The 19,151-nt window shown below is 47.4% G+C and carries 15 protein-coding genes; 14 read left to right on the top strand and 1 reads right to left on the bottom strand.

Annotated features, from left to right (window positions below; genetic code table 11):
- The first annotated feature begins 45 nt into the window (after positions 1-45).
- The 13 genes from AAIG11_RS12190 to AAIG11_RS12130 all read left to right on the top strand — a co-directional run bounded on the left by AAIG11_RS12190 (position 46) and on the right by AAIG11_RS12130 (position 16,000).
- On the top strand, positions 46-1,389 hold the full coding sequence (locus AAIG11_RS12190) for a lactate racemase domain-containing protein (protein ID WP_343186516.1): 1,344 nt from the start codon (positions 46-48) through the stop codon (positions 1,387-1,389).
- Between the two features lie 223 nt (positions 1,390-1,612).
- On the top strand, positions 1,613-2,500 hold the full coding sequence (locus AAIG11_RS12185) for a transporter substrate-binding domain-containing protein (RefSeq protein WP_343186515.1): 888 nt from the start codon (positions 1,613-1,615) through the stop codon (positions 2,498-2,500).
- 116 nt (positions 2,501-2,616) lie between these two features.
- On the top strand, positions 2,617-3,276 hold the full coding sequence (locus tag AAIG11_RS12180; RefSeq protein WP_343186586.1) for an amino acid ABC transporter permease: 660 nt from the start codon (positions 2,617-2,619) through the stop codon (positions 3,274-3,276).
- Positions 3,263-3,997 (top strand): amino acid ABC transporter ATP-binding protein, encoded by a 735-nt coding sequence (locus AAIG11_RS12175; protein WP_343186514.1) that lies wholly within the window; start codon positions 3,263-3,265, stop codon positions 3,995-3,997. Before AAIG11_RS12180 ends, AAIG11_RS12175 begins: the two co-directional genes overlap by 14 nt.
- Positions 3,998-4,009: 12 nt before the next feature.
- Positions 4,010-5,176, top strand: a complete 1,167-nt coding sequence (locus AAIG11_RS12170) for an aminotransferase class I/II-fold pyridoxal phosphate-dependent enzyme (protein WP_343186513.1) — start codon at positions 4,010-4,012, stop codon at positions 5,174-5,176.
- A 249-nt stretch (positions 5,177-5,425) separates the two neighbouring features.
- The gene (gene allC, locus AAIG11_RS12165) at positions 5,426-6,727 is read left to right on the top strand and encodes an allantoate deiminase (protein WP_343186512.1); all 1,302 of its coding nucleotides are present in this window, start codon (positions 5,426-5,428) and stop codon (positions 6,725-6,727) included.
- A 36-nt stretch (positions 6,728-6,763) separates the two neighbouring features.
- A complete protein-coding gene (gene allE / locus AAIG11_RS12160) occupies positions 6,764-7,525 on the top strand; it encodes a (S)-ureidoglycine aminohydrolase (protein ID WP_343186511.1) in 762 nt (253 codons plus the stop codon).
- 242 nt (positions 7,526-7,767) lie between these two features.
- Entirely contained in the window at positions 7,768-9,318 is a 1,551-nt protein-coding gene (locus tag AAIG11_RS12155; RefSeq protein ID WP_343186510.1) for a Na+/H+ antiporter NhaC family protein, read from the top strand.
- A gap of 35 nt (positions 9,319-9,353) precedes the next feature.
- Positions 9,354-11,045, top strand: a complete 1,692-nt coding sequence (locus tag AAIG11_RS12150; protein ID WP_343186509.1) for an amidohydrolase — start codon at positions 9,354-9,356, stop codon at positions 11,043-11,045.
- A gap of 21 nt (positions 11,046-11,066) precedes the next feature.
- Positions 11,067-12,446: an allantoinase AllB gene (gene allB, locus AAIG11_RS12145; RefSeq protein WP_343186508.1), complete on the top strand. Its 1,380-nt coding sequence runs from the start codon at positions 11,067-11,069 to the stop codon at positions 12,444-12,446.
- A 148-nt stretch (positions 12,447-12,594) separates the two neighbouring features.
- Positions 12,595-14,271: a PucR family transcriptional regulator gene (locus AAIG11_RS12140; RefSeq protein ID WP_343186507.1), complete on the top strand. Its 1,677-nt coding sequence runs from the start codon at positions 12,595-12,597 to the stop codon at positions 14,269-14,271.
- Between the two features lie 225 nt (positions 14,272-14,496).
- The gene (locus tag AAIG11_RS12135; RefSeq protein WP_343186506.1) at positions 14,497-15,657 is read left to right on the top strand and encodes a pyridoxal-phosphate-dependent aminotransferase family protein; all 1,161 of its coding nucleotides are present in this window, start codon (positions 14,497-14,499) and stop codon (positions 15,655-15,657) included.
- Positions 15,650-16,000: a cupin domain-containing protein gene (locus AAIG11_RS12130; protein ID WP_343186585.1), complete on the top strand. Its 351-nt coding sequence runs from the start codon at positions 15,650-15,652 to the stop codon at positions 15,998-16,000. The genes AAIG11_RS12135 and AAIG11_RS12130 overlap by 8 nt, the downstream gene beginning before the upstream one ends.
- 193 nt (positions 16,001-16,193) lie before the next feature.
- On the opposite strand, the gene AAIG11_RS12125 is transcribed toward AAIG11_RS12130, so the two are convergent.
- Positions 16,194-17,312 carry a YkvI family membrane protein gene (locus tag AAIG11_RS12125; RefSeq protein ID WP_343186505.1) on the bottom strand — a complete coding sequence of 373 codons (1,119 nt, stop codon included), beginning with the start codon at positions 17,310-17,312 and terminating at the stop codon, positions 16,194-16,196.
- Between the two features lie 424 nt (positions 17,313-17,736).
- Here AAIG11_RS12125 and AAIG11_RS12120 point away from each other — a divergent pair, with 424 nt between their 5' ends.
- Positions 17,737-18,975, top strand: coding sequence for an aminoacetone oxidase family FAD-binding enzyme (locus AAIG11_RS12120; protein WP_343186504.1), 1,239 nt, complete (start codon positions 17,737-17,739; stop codon positions 18,973-18,975).
- Positions 18,976-19,151 lie beyond the last annotated feature (176 nt).

Genomic DNA, 19,151 nt, shown 5'->3' with positions numbered 1-19,151 from the left:
GGCAGTTATTAATGGCAGGCAGTTCATGTGAGGAGCGACATATAAATGGAACAGTCCAACCAAGGTGCCGGTACGGGCACCATCACCCTCCCCTACGGCAGGGAAACACAAACCCTTGACTTAAGCCGGCATCATGTGCTGGGTGTGCTGCAGGCAGGTGGTGGCACTTCCGGAGAAGTTGTGGCAGAAAGTGCCGTCATAGAACATGCCCTTGACCACCCCATTGGGCGGCCGCCGCTGCACCTGATGCTGAGGGCCACAGATACGGTGTGCATCGTGATTTCAGACATCACCCGAGCCTGGCAGCGGATGCATGTCTTTCTGCCATTGCTGGTGGAACGGATTAATGCAGCTGGCGTACCCGACAGTCAGATTCGTTTTCTTTGCGCCACCGGTTCCCACCGTCTCATCACTGAAGCGGAAGGCCATACGTTGCTGGGGCCGGAACTGAGTCGGCGCTTTTCGGTGATCAGTCACAACTGTCATGATGAAAGCCAGCTCACCACTGTCGGCACTACCAGCTATGGTACCAAAGTGCGCCTGAACCGCATGGCCATGGAGGCAGATCATCTGATTCTCACTGGGGGCATAGTGTTCCATGATTTGGCAGGCTGGGGAGGTGGCAAGAAATCCATTGTACCAGGCATTGCCGCCTATGATACCATCATGGCCAATCACGCCCTCTCTCTGGGAGACACCCCCGGCAGCGGCATCCACCAGTGTGTCCGCTGCGGCAGTATTGAAGGTAACCGGTTGAATGCGGATATGCAGGAAGCTGCCGTCATGGTGGATCCTTCCTTCATATTGAACGTCATCGTGAACGACCAGGGAACCATAGGTGCAGCAGTGGCTGGCCACTATCTGGAAGCCTTTGAAGAAGGGAAGCGGCTCCTGGATCTCTCAGACAGGGTTCCCATTGAACGACTGGGGCGTCTGGCGGTGGCATCAGTAGGTGGATTTCCCAAAGACATTAACTTCTATCAGTCCACCAAGGCCCTCAGCAGTGCCAAAGAAGCTGTTGAAAAGGGTGGGGTGATATTACTGCTTTGCCAGTGCGAAGATGGGGTTGGCCATCCAGAGGTGAGCCAGCTCCTCACTGAATTCAATTCTCATGCCGCCCGGGAAATGGAAATGCGCCGCGCCTTTACCGTTTCCAAATTTGCCGGATTTCTGGCATCTCAAACAGCAGAAGACTACGAAGTGTATTGCGTCACTGATTTGGACCCTGAAATTCTAACGGGAATTGGTTTTCAGGTTTATCGCCGGGCTTCGGAAGCGCTGCAGGCCATTGAAGCCCGATATGGTACCGGGCTGGAAACCTACGTGGTTCCATCTGCTTCCAACGTGCTGCCTGGCTTGGTGATGCCCTCGGCCCCAAAATCAGTTTGAATACTTGATTAGATCTGAGTCAGTGAAATGGGTGGATCAGATGATGCAAGAGTCTGGAAAAAAAGATTGCATGTTTCGGGTTGAGTATGTATAATAATACAATCCAGAAACCTTGAGACACTGTTTCCGGAAACCGGATTTTTCGGTAATGGCGTGGCCCTTGTTCGCAGGGAAAACGCCTGTTTGAATCACTGATGTTACCCTGATGAGGAGGTATGATGACATGTTAAAAAGAAAAGGAAAAATGATGCTGGCTGTTTTGGTGGCCATGCTAATGTTATTGACAGCCTGCAGCCAGCCCGCCCCCGCGCCGGCAGCCGCCACGGAACCGGCCGAAGCACCGGCAGAAACACCTGCAGAAACACCGGCCGAAGCAGCGGGCGGCAAAATTGGAGATGTGCAGGCAGCCGGCAAGATTGTGCTGGGAACATCGGCGGATTATCCCCCTTACGAGTTCATTGTTGAAGTGGACGGTAATCTGGAAGTGGTTGGTTTTGACATTGAAATTGCCCGGGAAATTGCCAATGACCTGGGAGTGGAACTGGAAATTCGCGACATGGACTTTGACGGACTGCTGGCAGCTCTGGTGGCCGGCAACATCGACTTCATTGTCGCCGGTATGGTGCCCACTGAAGTGCGGAAAGAGAGTGTTGACTTCTCTGTTCCCTACTACCGGGCAGAACAGCGGTTCCTGGTGCGGGCAGCAGATGCTGCTGAGCTATCCACCATTGAAGCATTGGCAGGAAAACGCATCGGAGCTCAGATTTCAACTGTACAGGAAACCATTGCCACAGAGCAGATACCCGATGCCGGCGAACTTCGTTTTCTCAGCCGCATTAACGACCTGGTAATGGATCTGAAAAGTGACCGCATTGACGGCATTGTGCTGGTAGGTCCGGTGGCCGCATCTTATGCCAAAGCCGACGCCCAGCTGGCAGTTTCTGATATCAGCTTTGGGCAGGAAGATGGTGTTGCCATCGCCATCGCTAAAGGGAATGATGACCTGACTGAAGCCATTAATGCCACACTGGAGCGGCTCATGGCAGATGACCTGATTACCCAGTTTATTGCAGAAGCCACTGCCCTGGCGGATGAACAACAGGTGGAATAAACCGGGAACATCTGGTATGCTGAAAGACGGTGCTTGTCACAAGCCGCCGTCTTTTTTTCTGACTCACACCGGCCTGCGGAGCCGGGATTATCGGAGGTGTTCACATGAATTACAGCATGGATTTCAGTTTTATTACCCGTTATCAGGGTCTTTACCTGACGGGAACCCGCAATACCATCTTTCTGGCGGTTCTGGCAGTCCTCTTTGGCGTGATGCTTGGTCTGATCCTGGCACTCATGCGCAGATCAAGTTTGAAACCAGTGAAGTTTTTGGCGGCCGCTTACATCGAGTTTGTCAGGGGCACACCTCTGCTGGTGCAATTATTTATCATTTTTTATGGGCTGCCGGTGGTGACCGGGATGCGGTTCCCGGATTTTGTGGCTGGCGTCATTGCGTTGTCGCTGAACAGTGCCGCCTACGTGGCAGAAATCATCCGGGCAGGGCTTCAGTCCATTGACCGGGGCCAGATGGAAGCAGCCCGCTCTCTGGGAATGCCCCACAACACGGCCATGCGCCACATCATCATCCCCCAGGCCTTTAAAAACATTTTGCCGGCTCTGGGTAACGAGTTTATCGTGGTGATTAAAGAGTCCGCTATTGTCTCTGTCATCGGCATTTATGACATCATGCGCAGTGCCAACATTGTTCGGGGAATTACCTATCGCCCCTTCGAACCACTCATCGTGGCAGCTTTCATTTATTTCATTTTGACCTTTACCCTCTCCAACCTCTTGGGGGTAGCTGAAAGGAGGATGCGTGCCGGTGATTCACATTAAAAATCTTCACAAAAAGTTTGGTGATCTTCACGTTTTAAAGGGGATTAATGAAGAAGTTCAGCAGGGTGAAGTGGTGGTGGTCATCGGCCCCAGCGGTTCCGGCAAAAGCACCTTTCTCCGGTGTTTGAATCTGCTGGAACAGCCGACTGAAGGCGAAATTTTCTTCGACGGGGTTAAGATCACCGACTCCCACAACGACATCAACAAGCAACGTGAAAAAATGGGGATGGTGTTTCAGCAGTTTAACCTGTTTCCCCATAAAACCGTGCTGGAAAACATCACCCTGGCCCCCATTCAGGTGAAAGGGATGACCGTTCCCGAAGCAGAAGAAGTGGCCATGGGGCTTTTGAAACGCATCGGTCTTGTGGAAAAAGCCAAGGCTTACCCCAAACAGCTTTCCGGCGGTCAACAGCAGCGGATTGCTATTGCCCGGGCGTTGGCCATGTCACCCCAGGTGATGCTCTTTGATGAACCCACCTCCTCCCTTGATCCTGAAATGGTGGGCGAAGTGCTGGACGTAATGAAAGAACTGGCGGCGGAGGGGATGACCATGGTGGTGGTCACCCATGAAATGGGCTTTGCCCGCCAGGTGGGCTCCCGTGTCCTTTTCATGGACGAAGGGCTCATCGTGGAACAGAATACTCCCCAGGCCATTTTCAACCAGCCTCAGCACCCCCGTACCAAAGATTTCCTCGGCAAGATTCTCAGATCCTTTGAATAAGGAGGCCATTCAATGAAGCACCCTCATTTGGCAAAAAGATACTGGAACCAGGAGCCCACAGCCCTGGCAAAGGTTTTTGAACGGGCTGCCCAGGCAGAAAACCTCATTAACCTCAGCCTGGGAGACCCTGATTTTCACACCGATTCCCGGGTGAGCCAGGCGGCACTTGAAGACACGCTGGCAGGCTGGACCCACTACACCGATTCCCTGGGAATCATGGAACTGCGTCAGGCCATTGCCCGGGAATACCGGGGCTGGGGCGTGCGCTATGAACCTGATGACATCATGATCACTGTGGGGGCCTGTCACGGCACCTGGCTGGCTCTGGAGGCCATTTTGGATGATGGGGATGAAGTGATTGTTCCCACTCCCCATTTCACCCCCTACCCGGCGCAGATCCGGCTGGCCCGCGGCATTCCCGTCTACTTACCCGTCAAAGAATCTGACGGTTTTCAGGTGGATCCGGCAGCCTTTGAAAAAGTTATCACCCACCGCACCAGAGCCATCATTGTCAACAGTCCCAACAATCCCACCGGGGCCTGTTACAGCCGCCAAACCCTGGAGAAAATCGGGGCATTGGCGTTGAAGCACAATTTTCTCATCATTGCTGACGAAGTGTATGGCTCCTTCATGTATGAGCAGGAATTTGTCCCCATGGCCGCTCTTCCGGGGCTGAAAAAACATGTGATTTCCCTGGGAAGCTTTTCCAAGGATTACACCATGACCGGCTGGCGCATCGGCTTTGTGGCTGGCTTTCCTGAATTGATCCAGTGTATGCGGGATATCAACGAAGGCGTCACCTTCTCGGCTCCTGCTGTTTCCCAGCGGGCCGCTCTTCATGCCCTGTCGCTAAAAGACGAACTGCAGCCAGTTCAGCGTGAAGCCTATCGGCAACGGATGCAGGCCTCCTACGAGCATATAGCTGCCATTCCCCATATGTCGGTGCTGCCGCCACGGGGGAGCTTCTACCTCTTTGTCAACATCCAGGAAACCGGCCTCGCCTCAGAAGAAGTGATGCAGCGAATCCTGGAAGAAACCGGAGTGCTGGTGCTGCCGGGAAGTGCCTTTGGGGAAGCGGGTGAAGGCTATTTGCGGATTGCCTGTACCGTTGAGTTACCCGTGTTGGAAGAAGCCTTTAAACGCATCGCCGCCATGCCGCTTTTTCAGAAAAATGAATAGGGCAATAGAAAGATTGTATTACTCACATAGATATCATCACTGAAAACACTTGCTTCTTATCCAGACAGGATAAAGGGCAAGTGTTTTTTTAGCATATGGAGTTAAAGAATTAACAAACCTGTCGCGATACAATGAGGTCAATTAGAGAGATGTTGATAAAAAACTTACAGAGACGGCAACAGATGCAAGTGATTCACAGTCTTTTGGGAAAACGTTTTGACGGGTTTTCTCTTGTTGTGAGGTTGTGCCATGGCAGATGGAGGATACGAAAAAGAGGTGCAGGTGATGAAAAGTAAATTACTGAAGCAAGACATTATGAAAGCGATTCACGATTTAAGTCAGTTCGGGCAGGATGAATGCGGCGGATTAACACGATTGCTCTATGATGAACACTGGGTGGCTGCCCAGCGGCATCTCAAGATGAGTATGGAAGAAGCTGGCCTCAACGTTCACTTTGATGCGGTGGGAAATCTCTATGGAAGTGCAAAAGGAAGCCGCTATCAGGATCAAACCATCTTAATCGGTTCACATATTGACACTGTGAAGAATGGAGGCATATATGACGGGCAGTACGGAATCATTGCTGGGTTGCTGGCAACCGCCCATTTGAAAAAGCATTTTGGAGATCCTGTTCGTAATATTGAAGTGGTTTCCATCTGCGAAGAAGAAGGCAGTCGATTTCCCTATGTCTTCTGGGGAGCCAAAAATGTGCTGGGACTTGGCGGAAAAGAAGAAGTGCTTAATATCGATGATGAGTCTGGGATCTCTTTTGTGAAAGCCATGCAGGGGGCAGGATTTGACTTTTGTGACGAAAAAACTCCGCCCAGAACTGATATCAAAGCTTTTCTTGAACTTCATGTGGAACAGGGATGCGTTCTTGAAAAGCAAAAAAAGTCCCTGGGAATCGTGGAAGGCATCGTTGGGCAGCGTCGATTCACCGTGGAGCTGACGGGAGAATCCAATCATGCAGGAACAACTCCAATGAGCTACCGTAAGGACGCGGTACATGCAGCAGCTGAAATGATCAGCAAAATTCTGCAGCGCTGCAGGGAACATGGTGACCCATTGGTAACAACAGTAGGAAGAATCGATGTGAAACCCAATGTTGTCAACGTGGTTCCGGGTCAGGTGGAGTTTACCATCGATACACGTCATCCTGACAGAAAAGTATTGGAAGACATGACCAAAGATATCCGTGAAATCATCAGTACAGTCGCAGTGTGTTTTGATGTGGACTATTGCTTGGATATGTGGATGGATGAAAATCCTGTTCCAATGGACAATGCCTTGACAAAAATCATTGAAACAGAGTGCATCCGAAATGGTGTGGATTATATGAAAATGTACAGTGGTGCCGGTCACGATGCCCAGTTAATGGCCCAGCATGTCCCTACTGCCCTCATATTTGTTCCCAGCCACCGGGGCATCAGCCATTCACCTCATGAACATACAGATGGTGAAGATCTGGCCATGGGCGTAGAGACGTTGATTGCCACCCTCTACGAGCTGGCATATAAAGATGAAGTGAAAGGCATACAAGTGACAGCCTAATCGATTAATCAAATGAACAATATAAGGGGTGTTATCATGAGCTATCCAAAAGATTTGTTGAGCAGCAGAGCCGTCATCCGTCCTGGAAAGTTTGCCATTATTCCTCCCGAAGGCCTGGTGAACAATGTGATTCCAGGCTTTCAAAACTGTCGCATCTCCATATTGACTTCCCCCAAAATAGGGGCCAGTTTTGCCCATTATCTGGTAACCATGGAACCAGAGGGAAAAAATGAAGCCGGATTTGGTGAAGCGGGAGTGGAAACCTTTGTTTACTGTATCAGCGGCAGCGTTGAAGCGGGAACAGAGGAAGAAAAACATCAACTGACGGCGGGAGGCTACCTATATTGTCCACCAGGGGAGAAAATGTACTTGAAAAATGCAGGGAAGCAAAATGCACAGCTGGTGCTTTACAAACAATTATATGTTCCGCTGGAAGGTAAACGACCCTGGCTGGTAGTGGGAAATGTGAATCAAATGGAAGAAAGACTTTATGAAGAGATGCATAACGTCACCATCCTGGATCTTTTGCCTGCGGATCATGATTTCGACATGAACATGCATATACTTTCCTTCGATCCTCCAGGGAGCCATCCCTTTGTGGAAACGCACGTGCAGGAACATGGCGCTTATATTTTGTCAGGGGAAGGCATCTACAACCTTGACAATGAGTGGATTCCAGTTAAGAAAGGTGACTACATCTGGTTTGGCCCCTTTGTGCCTCAGGCTGTTTATGCAGTTGGACAGGAAAAACTATCCTATGTTTACTCAAAAGACTGTAATCGAGACGTCCAGTTATAGAAGCTCTGTGCGATGATGTCATGGTGTAAACAAGGAAAGTTAGGCTGATGAAAGGAGGTTTTAAAACGTTAAGTGGTTAATGAACATGTTGATTATGTTATCAAATCCAACAAGTCATAAGGTACTTCAACAAGAAGAAATCAGTGATTTTTAAAGAGGATCATCTGAGCAACTGAAACAGCCTAAAGATAATTATCTCAAAACAAACAAAATGGATGATTTGGATGAGAGGAGTGTATCAAATGGAAAACAGTTTTGGTGCTTTGGCATTAATTCCTCCAATTGTTGCCATTACAATGGCTTTGATCACGAAACAAACTATTCTATCATTATTGGCAGGCATTTGGGTTGGGACGACGATTATTTATGGATGGAATCCCTTCGTAGCCATTCCAATGATGATTTCGGATTACTTTTTCAGTGTCATTGGAAATAGCTGGAACGCAAGTATGATTACCCTGATCATTGCCTGTGGAGGATTTGTTTACATGATTCGGGTTTCAGGAGCTTCCAAAGCTTTTGGTGATGTAGTGGTGAACAAAATTAAAACCAGAAAAACGGCACAACTGGTCGCCTATTTCAGTGCCTTTGCGTTCATATATACAGAACCAACACTAACACTGGGAGCTATCATGAGGCCGATTACAGAAAAATTGAAGGTGTCCCGTGTAAAACTTGCCTATATTTGTGATGTGATGGGCTGCCCGTTTGCAGCGATGTCTCCCATCACAAGTTATGGCGTATATGCAACTGGTTTAGTAGCCACACAGATGATTGATTTGGGAATTGAAGGTAATCCATGGAATGTTTTCGTCAGATCAATTCCTATGAATTTTTACGCCCTGTTCGGAATGTTAGCACTGTTGTACGTCATTGTCCGATCAATTGACATTGGTCCTATGTATGAGGCAGAAAAGAGAGCTGTTGAGACAGGTCTTCTAATCGGTGAAAATGATAAGCCGATGACTGGCGATGACGAGAGTGAGTTTGATATTCTTGATGGTAAGCATCTGTCGATTTCAAATTTTCTTGTTCCTATTGGTGGCCTATTTACAGCATTGTTTGGAGTCATTCTTTGGACTGGTGAAGTAGCAGTAAACGGTGTTGGAGGGGCGTTCATGAGTGGAAACATTACACTGGGAATCATCACCGGATTCTTTGTTGGCGGTGCGCTGGCAGGTGTGATGGGAGCCAGATCCAACGTTTTCAGCTATAAAGAGATCATGGATAAGTTTGTTCGTGGTGTTGCTCTTAATACGCAAATTCCCATTATCCTTGTGCTGGCATGGTCCATTGGTTCAATCACAAGCGATATGAACTTAAGAGGATATCTTATCACTATCGTTGAAAATACGTCAATTGCTCCTGGTTTTATACCGGCACTGATATTCGTTGTGGGGGCGTTTGTCGGATTCTCAACAGGCAGCTCCTGGGGAGTATGGGCGATTATGATGCCCATCGGTCTTCCTATGGCACATGCCTTTGGCATACCGTTGACATTGATGATTGGAGCTGTTCTATCAGGTGGTGTATTTGGAGATCATTGTTCACCAATATCAGATACAACCATTTTAGCTTCCACAGCTGCTGGGGCTGACCATATCGAACATGTCAGAACGCAACTGCCCTATGCATTGACAGTGGGTTTATCAAGTGCAATAGGTTTTATTGCTGGTGGATTTATAAGTCCCCTATTTGGTATGATTGTTGCGGCAGCATCGATTGTCATAGGCTTAGCCATTATGACACATCGTTCAAACGAGTTGAAGCAAATACACGCCGCTAACAAATAGGATCGAACTGTCAGAATAGGGAAGGAGTGAGGTTCTTGGGGTGCTCTGTTAAGAATCATCAGACTGCGGATTATGTTTTTCATAATGCAAATGTGATCACTGTAACTGGCCCGGATCAGGAGGCGGTTGCTGTATTGGAAAACAAGATCATATTCGTGGGATCTGACAATGAAGTAAAACAGCACATCGGAAATCAAACGGAAGTGATAAACTGCCAGAGACAAACCGTTCTACCGGGAATCATAGACACACATAATCACCTGTGGGAAGCCGGCGTTCTTCTGAAAGGCATCATCACATTTGGCATTGAAGATTTCGAAACATTAAGATCAAAGATCAAAGAAAAGGTTCAAAGCAAAAAAAGTGGTGAGTGGCTTCATGGAGGCAGCTGGATCGAAACACAGTTTCGAGAAAACAGATTTCCTACAAGATTCGACATTGATGACGTATCTCCGGATAACCCAGTTGTCTTGGAGCGTATATTTGGTGCCAGTTTGGTTAATTCATGCGCACTGAGACTCGCTGGGATTACAGAAAATACGCCTGATCCAGAGGGTGGAAAAATCGAGAGGGATCAGATGACAGGCCAACCAACGGGACTACTGCACGGAAAAGCAGTGCTGTTGATCAGAGAAGCGATGGATGGTTTGTTTGGTTCAGATGTTTTCGGAGGAAATAAAGGAACCAGTTCCATTACTGATTACGAAGAGGCGATACGCTATGGCATGCCGTTCTACTTAAAACATGGCATTACGAGCATCGTTGAACCAGGTGTCAGTTCGGAAGTATGCAGAGCTTATCAGAATCTTTACATGAACTCGAAATTAAACATCCGTGTGAACTTGATGCCCAACTGGATAGGTTTTACATTAAACCAAGATGTTAACAAGATGGAAAGCTGGATTCGGGAAACAGGAGTATACACAGGATTTGGAGACGAGTGGGTGCGATTCGGTGGATTAAAGATGGCCATTGATGGAGGACTTACCTCCAAAACAGCTTGGATGAGTGAGCCGTACCTAAACGAAACCGAACCGCCCGACGTGAAATTAAGATTGGATGTCGGGCAATTGAAAAAATGGATTAAAGAAGCGCATGACCTGGGATGGAGCATTGGCATTCATGTGATGGGCGACAAAGCCATTGAAGCAGCGGTTGATGCTATTGATGAAGCGTGGAAGCAAAATCCTCAAAAACGTTATCATCATCTGATCCATGCGTATTATCCATCGGAAAAAAGCCTAAATCAAATGGCGCATTCAAACATAATGGTCTCCATACAACCCTCGTTTGTGTATGGCGAAGCAGATGGATATGATCAATTGTTGTCAAAAGAAATGCAAAGTACGTTTACACCTGCAAAAACCTATATGACAAAGGGGATCAACACAACCATCGGGACGGACATGCCCTGTGCACATGTCAACCCATTCTGGGGACTCTATTCTCTGGTGACCAGAAAGGGGCTTCAGGGCTATCAACTTGGCGCGGACGAATGTGTTTGTCTCCGAGATGCGATTCAAATGATGACTTATAATGGTGCGAAATTAACGGGTGAAGAAAACATCAAAGGAAGTATAGAAGAAGGCAAGCTGGCAGACTTGATCGTATTAGACCGTAACATTAATCACACCGATACAGAAGATTTGAAATCCATAAAGGTAGCATTAACAATGGTAGGTGGAAAGGTTGTTTATCAACATCAAGGTTCTGCTTCTATTGATTAAAGGAAGGATCAGGGTGGCTCTATGGTAGATCTAATGATCAAGAATGGCATGATAGTTTCAAAAGAAAGCATCTACCCAGGCAACATTGCAGTGCGGAATGGCATTGTTTGCGGCATATACTCAGACAAGAGTGAACTTGAAGCAACAGCCACTCTTGATGCACAAGGAATGCTCATATTTCCAGGAGTGATCGATTGCCATGTACACCTGAATGAACCGGGATACACGTGGCGTGAAGACTACTATCACGGCACAAAAGCGGCAGCCATCGGCGGTACGACAACTGTCATTGATATGCCTTTGCAAAACACCCCCCCACTTACTGATAAGGCTTCATTTGAAGCGAAAGAAAAAGCAGTATCTGCAAATGCTTTTGTAGACTATTGTTTATGGGGTGGGATGATCGACAATAATATCGAAAAACTGGAAGAACTCCGGGAATGTGGTGTTGTTGCTTTCAAAGCGTTCCTCAGCCCGGTGTCTGAAGGCTACACTTCCATGGATACTGGATTGATCAATGAAGCCTTTGAAAAGATGAAAACACATCATGTTCGAATGGGATTTCATTGTGAAGACTATTCCATCATTGCAAAAAGAGAAGCAAAGCTAAAGAACAAGAATAGCTGCACATGGGAAGACTATCTATATACGAGACCTCTGGTTGCAGAAATAATAGCCACACAAAATATCGTTAGCCTTGCGAAAGCAGCAAAAATGAAAGTTCATATTTGCCATGTAAGCCATCCGGATGTCGCACAGATCATTGAAAGAGCGCAGTTGGAAGGGGTGGATGTTACTGGAGAAACATGCCCCCATTACCTGATGTTCAGCGAGGATGACTTAATTGAAAAAGGCAGTTTATTCAAATGTGCACCACCTCTCAGGAGCAAAGAAAATGCGAATCAACTTTGGGAATACTTGGAACGAGGAGTTATCAGTTGCGTTGGATCAGATCATTCGCCCAGCACGAGCGATGAGAAAAATGAAACAGAACGGGGAGTGATGGGCGTTTGGGGCGGAATCAGTGGAATGCAGCATCTTTTGCCCATCATGTATCGAGAGGCAGTGGTACGCAGAGGTTTTTCTCCTTCTCTGATTACAAAAGTTCTTTGTGAAGGGCCAGCCAAAGCATTTGGAATATACGGTAAGAAAGGTGATATTGCCCTTGGATTTGATGCTGATTTTGTGATCTTCGACCCGAAAAAACCCTGGCAAGTTACGGAAGAAAGCTTGATGTATAAAAATAGATTAACAGCATTTCTTGGGCAAGAAGGGATTGGATGCCCCGTCAAGACAATTCTAAGAGGGCAAGTGGTGATGGAAAATGATCAGGTGAGAATCGAACAAGGATATGGAAAACTCATTCGCAGGGAACTGAGTATTGCTGAAGCCACTAGATAGCTATTTAAGCGAAACACCCGGATTAAAACCTGGGTGTTTCGTTTAAATGCAATTTCAGGGAGGAGAAATGAGTATTCGATGTAGTACAATGGTCAGTGAAAGATGATTTTTTGGCTGACAGGTGAGAGATGGGAGTAGTGATAAAAAGATGCTGTTATCGCAAATCATTGAGCTTGATTGCTTGAGTAACTGCAAAATAGTCGCGGGAAAATCTTCGATTAAGTTTAAGAAGGTGGAAGGCATCACCATCATGGAAGCACCAGACATTGCTGACTGGATCAAGGGCGGCGAGCTGATACTTACCAGCCTGTACTCAGTATGTGAAGATGAGCAACAGATGGAAGCACTGGTGAGAAGGCTGGCAGAAAACGGCGCCGCAGGATTGCTGGTCAAAGTGGGGCGGTTTATTGAACGAGTGCCCGAAGCAGTGGTCAACGCAGGAGATATTCATCAACTGCCAGTGATTCAAATCGCCGGTGATGTGAAATATGTGGACATCATGTATCCGGTGATGAATGAGTTGTTCAACCGCCAGCTGGTGCTGCTGGAGCATTATCGTCATTGCCACGACCGGTTTATTCAGCTGACGCTTCAGAATGGAAGTCTGGATGACATTGCCGCTGAACTGAAGCGGATCCTCCGCCGACCAGTGATTATATTTGACAGAGATCTGGAAACACTGGCTTTTACAGATGAACTATTTTCTGCTGTTAAAAAACTGGAGGGAAAAAAAGAGTGCGTCCCTCAGAGAACGAAAGGTACCTGCGCACTTTACCGCCAGAAGGTCGTTCTGGGATTTGAAAGTCCCCTCGCTGCACAGATGATTTTGGCATCAGTCAGTTTCTTTCATGAGGAAAAAGCCTATCTTGGCATTGTAGCTGATTCAGAAATGGGAGAAATGGAGTTTATCGCCATCGAAACTGCTGTTACCAATGTGGCTCTTGAACTGATGAAGCATATGGCAGTGGCAGAGGTGGAGCAGAAATACCAGAATGAGCTGATGGATGAAATCATTCACCATCGTTATCAGTCGCCGGAAGAAGTGCGTTTTCGGTCCAGGGCGCTGGGATGGAGTTTGGACCAGCCCCATACCGTCATTCTGCTTCAGATCCAGGATCACCAAGAGCAGCTCAGAAGTGAGTCAGGTATCAGTGCTTTGAAAAACCAAATGCACCGGATTCACGGAATCATCAGACGTATTTCTGTCCATTACACGCAACACTTGATTATCAGCCGCAAAAGCTACCGAATTTTGATGCTGTTTCCAATGAAAGATCATCGGTCATCTGCAGTGCTTAAATTCGCCCGGGAGTTGCAGAGTCAAGTCAGTGGTGAAGTGGTGGGCGTGAAGACGGTGATTGGCATTGGTACCACTTCGTGCAATGTGGAAGAAATCAGAAAAAGCTACGAAGAGGCCTTAAATGCCATCCACTTCGGGCAGAGAGTCCAGAATCAAAACAATATCATTTCATATGAAGAGCTGGGAATTTTTAAACTCTTGTGCCAGTTTGGCGATGTGGAGGGACTTCATAAGTTTATTCATCCTGGTTTAAAAAAACTCTGTCAGTATGACCAAGGGCGGGCGAATGAGCTCATTGACACCCTGGAGGCATACTTGAACCACCAGGGAAACGCCAAAAAAACAGCAGAAAATCTTTTTATCCACTATAAAACAGTCATGTATCGCATTAAACGCATCAAAGAAATCATGGAAGTGGATTTCGAAGACAGACAGGTGAAGCTGGAAATTGAAGTAGGTTTGAAAATACTTCATATGTTGCGGGAAAACAATCATCCTGGCGGCTTTTCAAAGATAACAGAATGAAGAAATGTTTATCCAAAATAGATAAAGCAATCGGTGGGCAATAGCGATACAATAAGTCTGTCAAATGATTTCTCTGGAATATCACCACTGGCAAGAAGGCCTAAGAAAGTATGCATTACTTGCATTTCAATAAAGATTACCATTGATTCAAGTGTGTTCTGACAGGTTCTAAAGGCTCATGGGTTGCCTTTAATAACCCAAATTAATTGAATGAGGAGACTGACCATGAAAAACAAGAAGCTCTTGATGATCCCGGGACCCACCCCGGTTGTCAGAAGAATACAGGATCAAATGGCCCGGGAGACCATTGCATTTGGAGATCCTGCGTTTGTGCAGGATTATAAAGACTTGATCAGTGACCTGAAAACCCTTTGGAGAGCATCCGGGGAGGTTTTCGTGGTGGCCGGTACCGGCACCATGGCCATGGAGATGGCGGTGGCCAATACGACTAAAGCAGGCGACAGAGTTCTGGTGGTATCTCACGGTTATTTTGGTGACCGTTTTGTAGAGCTTTGCCAGCGAAAAGGGCTTCAGGTGGATGTGCTGGCCAGTGAATGGGGCACCATTGTGCCGGTGGCTGAAATAGAAAAACAACTGTCTGAAAATACCTATCAGGCGGTGACCGTCTCCCATGTGGATACTTCAACAGGTGTGAGTGCACCGGTGGCTGAAATCGGTGAAATGATGAAACAGTATCCTGATACCATGTATATCGTTGACGGTGTTTGTGCCACCGGCGCAGCACCGGAATATGTGGATGACATGAATATTGACCTGCTCCTCACAGGCTCACAGAAAGCTTTTGGAGTTGCTCCCGGCATTGCAGTGGTATGGGCCAGTGAAAAAGCCGTTGCAAAAAGAAAAAGCCTGGGAACCATTCCAGAATACTACATTGATTTCGAAAAATGGTTACCGGTGATGCATGATCCGGCCAAGTACTTTGCCACACCGGCGGTAAACATGGTCTGGGCCGTGAAGGAAGCTGTTGAAATGATGAAGGAAGAAGGTCTGGAAAAGCGCTATGCCCGGCATGAAAAAATGGCCAGTGCCATGCAACAGGCGCTGGAAGGTCTGGGATTCACATTGTTGGCAGAAAAATCCTGCCGTGCAGTCACTCTATCCAATCTGATTTACCCCGAAGGAATCGATGACGCTGAGTTTCGAAAAGTGCTGGCGGAAGAAGGCATGATGGTTGCAGGAGGACTGGGTGCCTATGCCGGTAAAATGTTCCGATTGGGCCATATGGGAAACATTGACACACATGACATGGTTTCGGTCATCAGTGTGATTGAAAGGGCCCTTCATCGAGTGGGCTATCCTGTTGATCTGGGAAAAGGCGTGGGCATTCTCACAGCCGCACTTTTAAAAGGTGATCAGAATGGTTAAACGGCCGTCAGATCTGCGGCGTGAGTTGATCCATGAGCTGAAGGGCGGCAAGGGTACCATTGAGCTGAATCACTTCTTCGAGACAGCAGATTTTCATGGAACAGGTCGCCTTTATGGCATCAGCATCATCCAGCCAGGTGATTCCATCGGCATGCATCAACATGTGGGTGATCAGGAAGCCTACTTCATTCTGGAGGGGGAGGCCCTCTACTATGATAATGATCAGCCATACAAACTGAAACCCGGAGACTTCACCCTGTGCAGAGACGGTGAAAGCCATAGCATTGCCAACGCAGGCGATACAGATCTTAAGTATGTGGCGTTGATCATGTATACCACTTAAGCTACCCACTGACAGTCACACTACCGGCAGCATTCCTCCAGATCATTCAAGGAATGCTGCTTTTAAATGCGAAAGTTTTAAGAAAACAGCCTGATTTCATGAAGACCGCTTGCAGAACCACAAACACTTCCATAGACAACCAGGCGCCTTTGCGTATCGGAAGACATGACAGAAAAGAATCAAGAAATAAGATCTATAGTAACTGTTTTGGCATGGTCTCTGCAATTATAAATCGAGTCAATACAATGATACATACGATAATGCCTACTGCGCCCATAATTGAAAATACGACATTGGATATTTTGCTGAATGGGATTAACGAAGCTCCAACAATGGCGAGTATAGTAATACTGAGTATAATAACAAAACCCATTGCTTTGTTTCCGCGGTCATATCGCTTTGCAATCAAAAACAGTCTGCCGGAAATCGTTGAGTAGATTGCCAGTATAATAATAAAAGAGTAGATCACCGACAGTTTGGGCAGTAAGAAATGAACGACTGCCAGCATCGGTACTTCCGTGCCTGCGACATGATCCATCGATGTCAGTACCAGATATACGACAACGGCTGTAGTCATATAAAAAAATAAGGAAGAGAAAATGCCTGAGAAAACCGCTTCTCTTTTGCTGTTACATAATGAGCCTGTGGCTGAAGCCCATGCGAAACCAGAACCAATCAAAAGACCTGCTGATGAAAGTCCACTAAGATATGGATTTTGGATACCGAAGGTGTTTGCTCTTAGCATAAGGCCAGTTGAAACATAGTGTTCGGAATTAGCAGATCCGGCAACTGGACTGATGCCTGATGTTAAAAAAGCATATCCGCCACAAAACAAGACAAATAAAACAGTGCAGATGCACAGATAACTCAAAGCCTTTCTGAGTCTTTCCAAACCAAGATGGGCGGTGACAATACACAGAATTCCCATAATGGAAGCTCCTGCAAATGCAGGAAGACCACTATGCTGACTAATCGTTGCTCCTGCACCACTCATCATGGTAAAGGTCACGAAGATCATACTCACGTAAATATAATAGTCGAGCACAATACCGAAATACTTGCCACAGAAATAATGATAAACATCGCTGCTTTTATCAAAACGCTGTTCAAAGCCGATCACATAGATTGCGATTAATACCGCCATAGAGGCTAATAATGCAAGGAAAATACCTAAAAACGCAAACTTGCCACCCCAGGCAGCGAAAAACTGGAGTGCTTCCACGCCTGTCGCAAAGCCAGAACCGATATTGTATCCTGCAAAAGAGGCACTTGTTAACAATACTGATTTAAACACCAGTTTATCTTTTTTCATAATTTCCCCCATGGAGTTTGTGATGGAGTGGCAAAACAAAGACGTTCCAATATAAAATGATGAACTCTCACTGTATATTCGACAAAAAATCCGATTATCCTTTGAAGAGTTTGTTAAATTTTCACCACGAAAACACCTGGAACTACTTTCTTTCCGAAAGATCAGAAGACTGCCAAGTTAAAGACTGAATCGCAGGATCTTTCAACGGGGACAAAGGGCTGGCAGCATTCCTTGAATGGTGTAGGTGAGGCTGCTTTTAAATGCGAAAGTTTCAGTAAAACAGCCTGATTTCATGAATACTGCTTGCAGGACCACAGACACTTCCTTTAGAATGAGAACAGAATCAAAATGGATAAATGAATGAGTGTCATTAAGATGAAGATAGCATGCTTGATTTAGCGGCAGTGGGATAGGAGTGAATAAAATGGAAATAGTGGTCATTGGCGGCGGCGCATCGGGAATGGCGGCGGCTCTGGAGGCTGCCCGGTACGGCGGGCAGGTCACTCTTTTGGAAAAAGAAAACCGCGTGGGTAAAAAGCTGCTGGCCACAGGGAACGGCCGCTGCAACTATGCTAACCGGTTCGTTGAACCAAGTCGTTTTCATGGGCAGTGTCGGGAGATCATCCATGAGGTGCTGCAGGCAGTACCTGTTGATGAAGTGCTCACTTTCTTTCAACTGCTGGGGATTACCCCCAAAGAAGAAAGTGACGGCAAAATCATCCCCTACTCAGAACAGGGCTCCAATGTGTTGGACCTTCTGCGCTATGAACTGGAGCAGACAGGGGTGAAAACCCTGGTTGACTGGAAGGTGACAAGCCTGCGTCATCATCAGAAAGATTGGCTGATTCACTCAGAAAAAGGAGAAAGTCTCACAGCACACCGGGTGATTTTGGCCACCGGCGGCCGCGCCGGCAGCCAGTTTGGGGCCGATGACAGTGGCTACCGCCTGGCAGAAAGCCTGGGACACCACATCACTCCCCTTTGGCCGGCCCTGGTGCAGCTTCGACTGGAGGCCGACTGGCTGAAAGCCCTGAAGGGTGTGAAGTGGCAGGGAGCTGCATCGGTGGTGGAGCAGGGCATCGTGCTGCGTCGTGAGGCGGGAGAACTTCTGATCACCGATTATGGCATTTCAGGCCCCCCCATTCTACAGCTTTCCCGGCAGGCACATACATCTGCCAGTGATGACAATTCATCCCAAAAAGAGCTGTGGATTCACCTGTTACCTGAGTGGGAATCTGAAACCATCATGGATGAACTCATGAACCGTTTTCATGTCAACCCGGACAAACCGGCTGACCTATGCCTGCTGGGGCTTTTTCACAAGCGGCTGGTGCCGATATTGCTTAAAGCCGCAGGCATCTGGCCGCCCCACCTGCCAGCTCAACAGGTGAGCGCGGCTGCCATTAAAAAACTGGCGGGATTTTGCCGGTCATGGTCAGTACCCATCACCGGCACCCTGTCCTGGCAACAGGCCCAGATGACCGCCGGCGGTGTGGATACCCGTGAAATACACCCGGTCACCATGGCATCCACCAAAGCATCAAACTGTTATATCACCGGAGAACTCATGGATGTGGACGGTGACTGCGGCGGATTTAACCTATACTGGGCCTGGGCCACCGGTTTGCTGGCTGGACGTAACGCCGTTCTGAGTAAGGAATGAAAAGGATAAAGGAATAAAACGATGCGAGGACAGCTCAGTTTGAGCTGTCCTGAGGTTGTTGAAAAAGTCTATGAAAATAGGCTTTTTTTCTTGCAATCAAAAAGGAGATTCGCCCCTTGATGTCGAATATAGATATAAGGGGTGATTCGAATGATGACAAAGAGAGACCATGTTCA

It is taken from the genome of Anoxynatronum sibiricum (assembly GCF_039414295.1).
Classification (GTDB): Bacteria; Bacillota; Clostridia; order Peptostreptococcales; family Tindalliaceae; genus Anoxynatronum; species Anoxynatronum sibiricum.
Note: the sequence above shows the minus strand (reverse complement) of the source record. Positions and strands in the feature narration are given on the sequence as shown.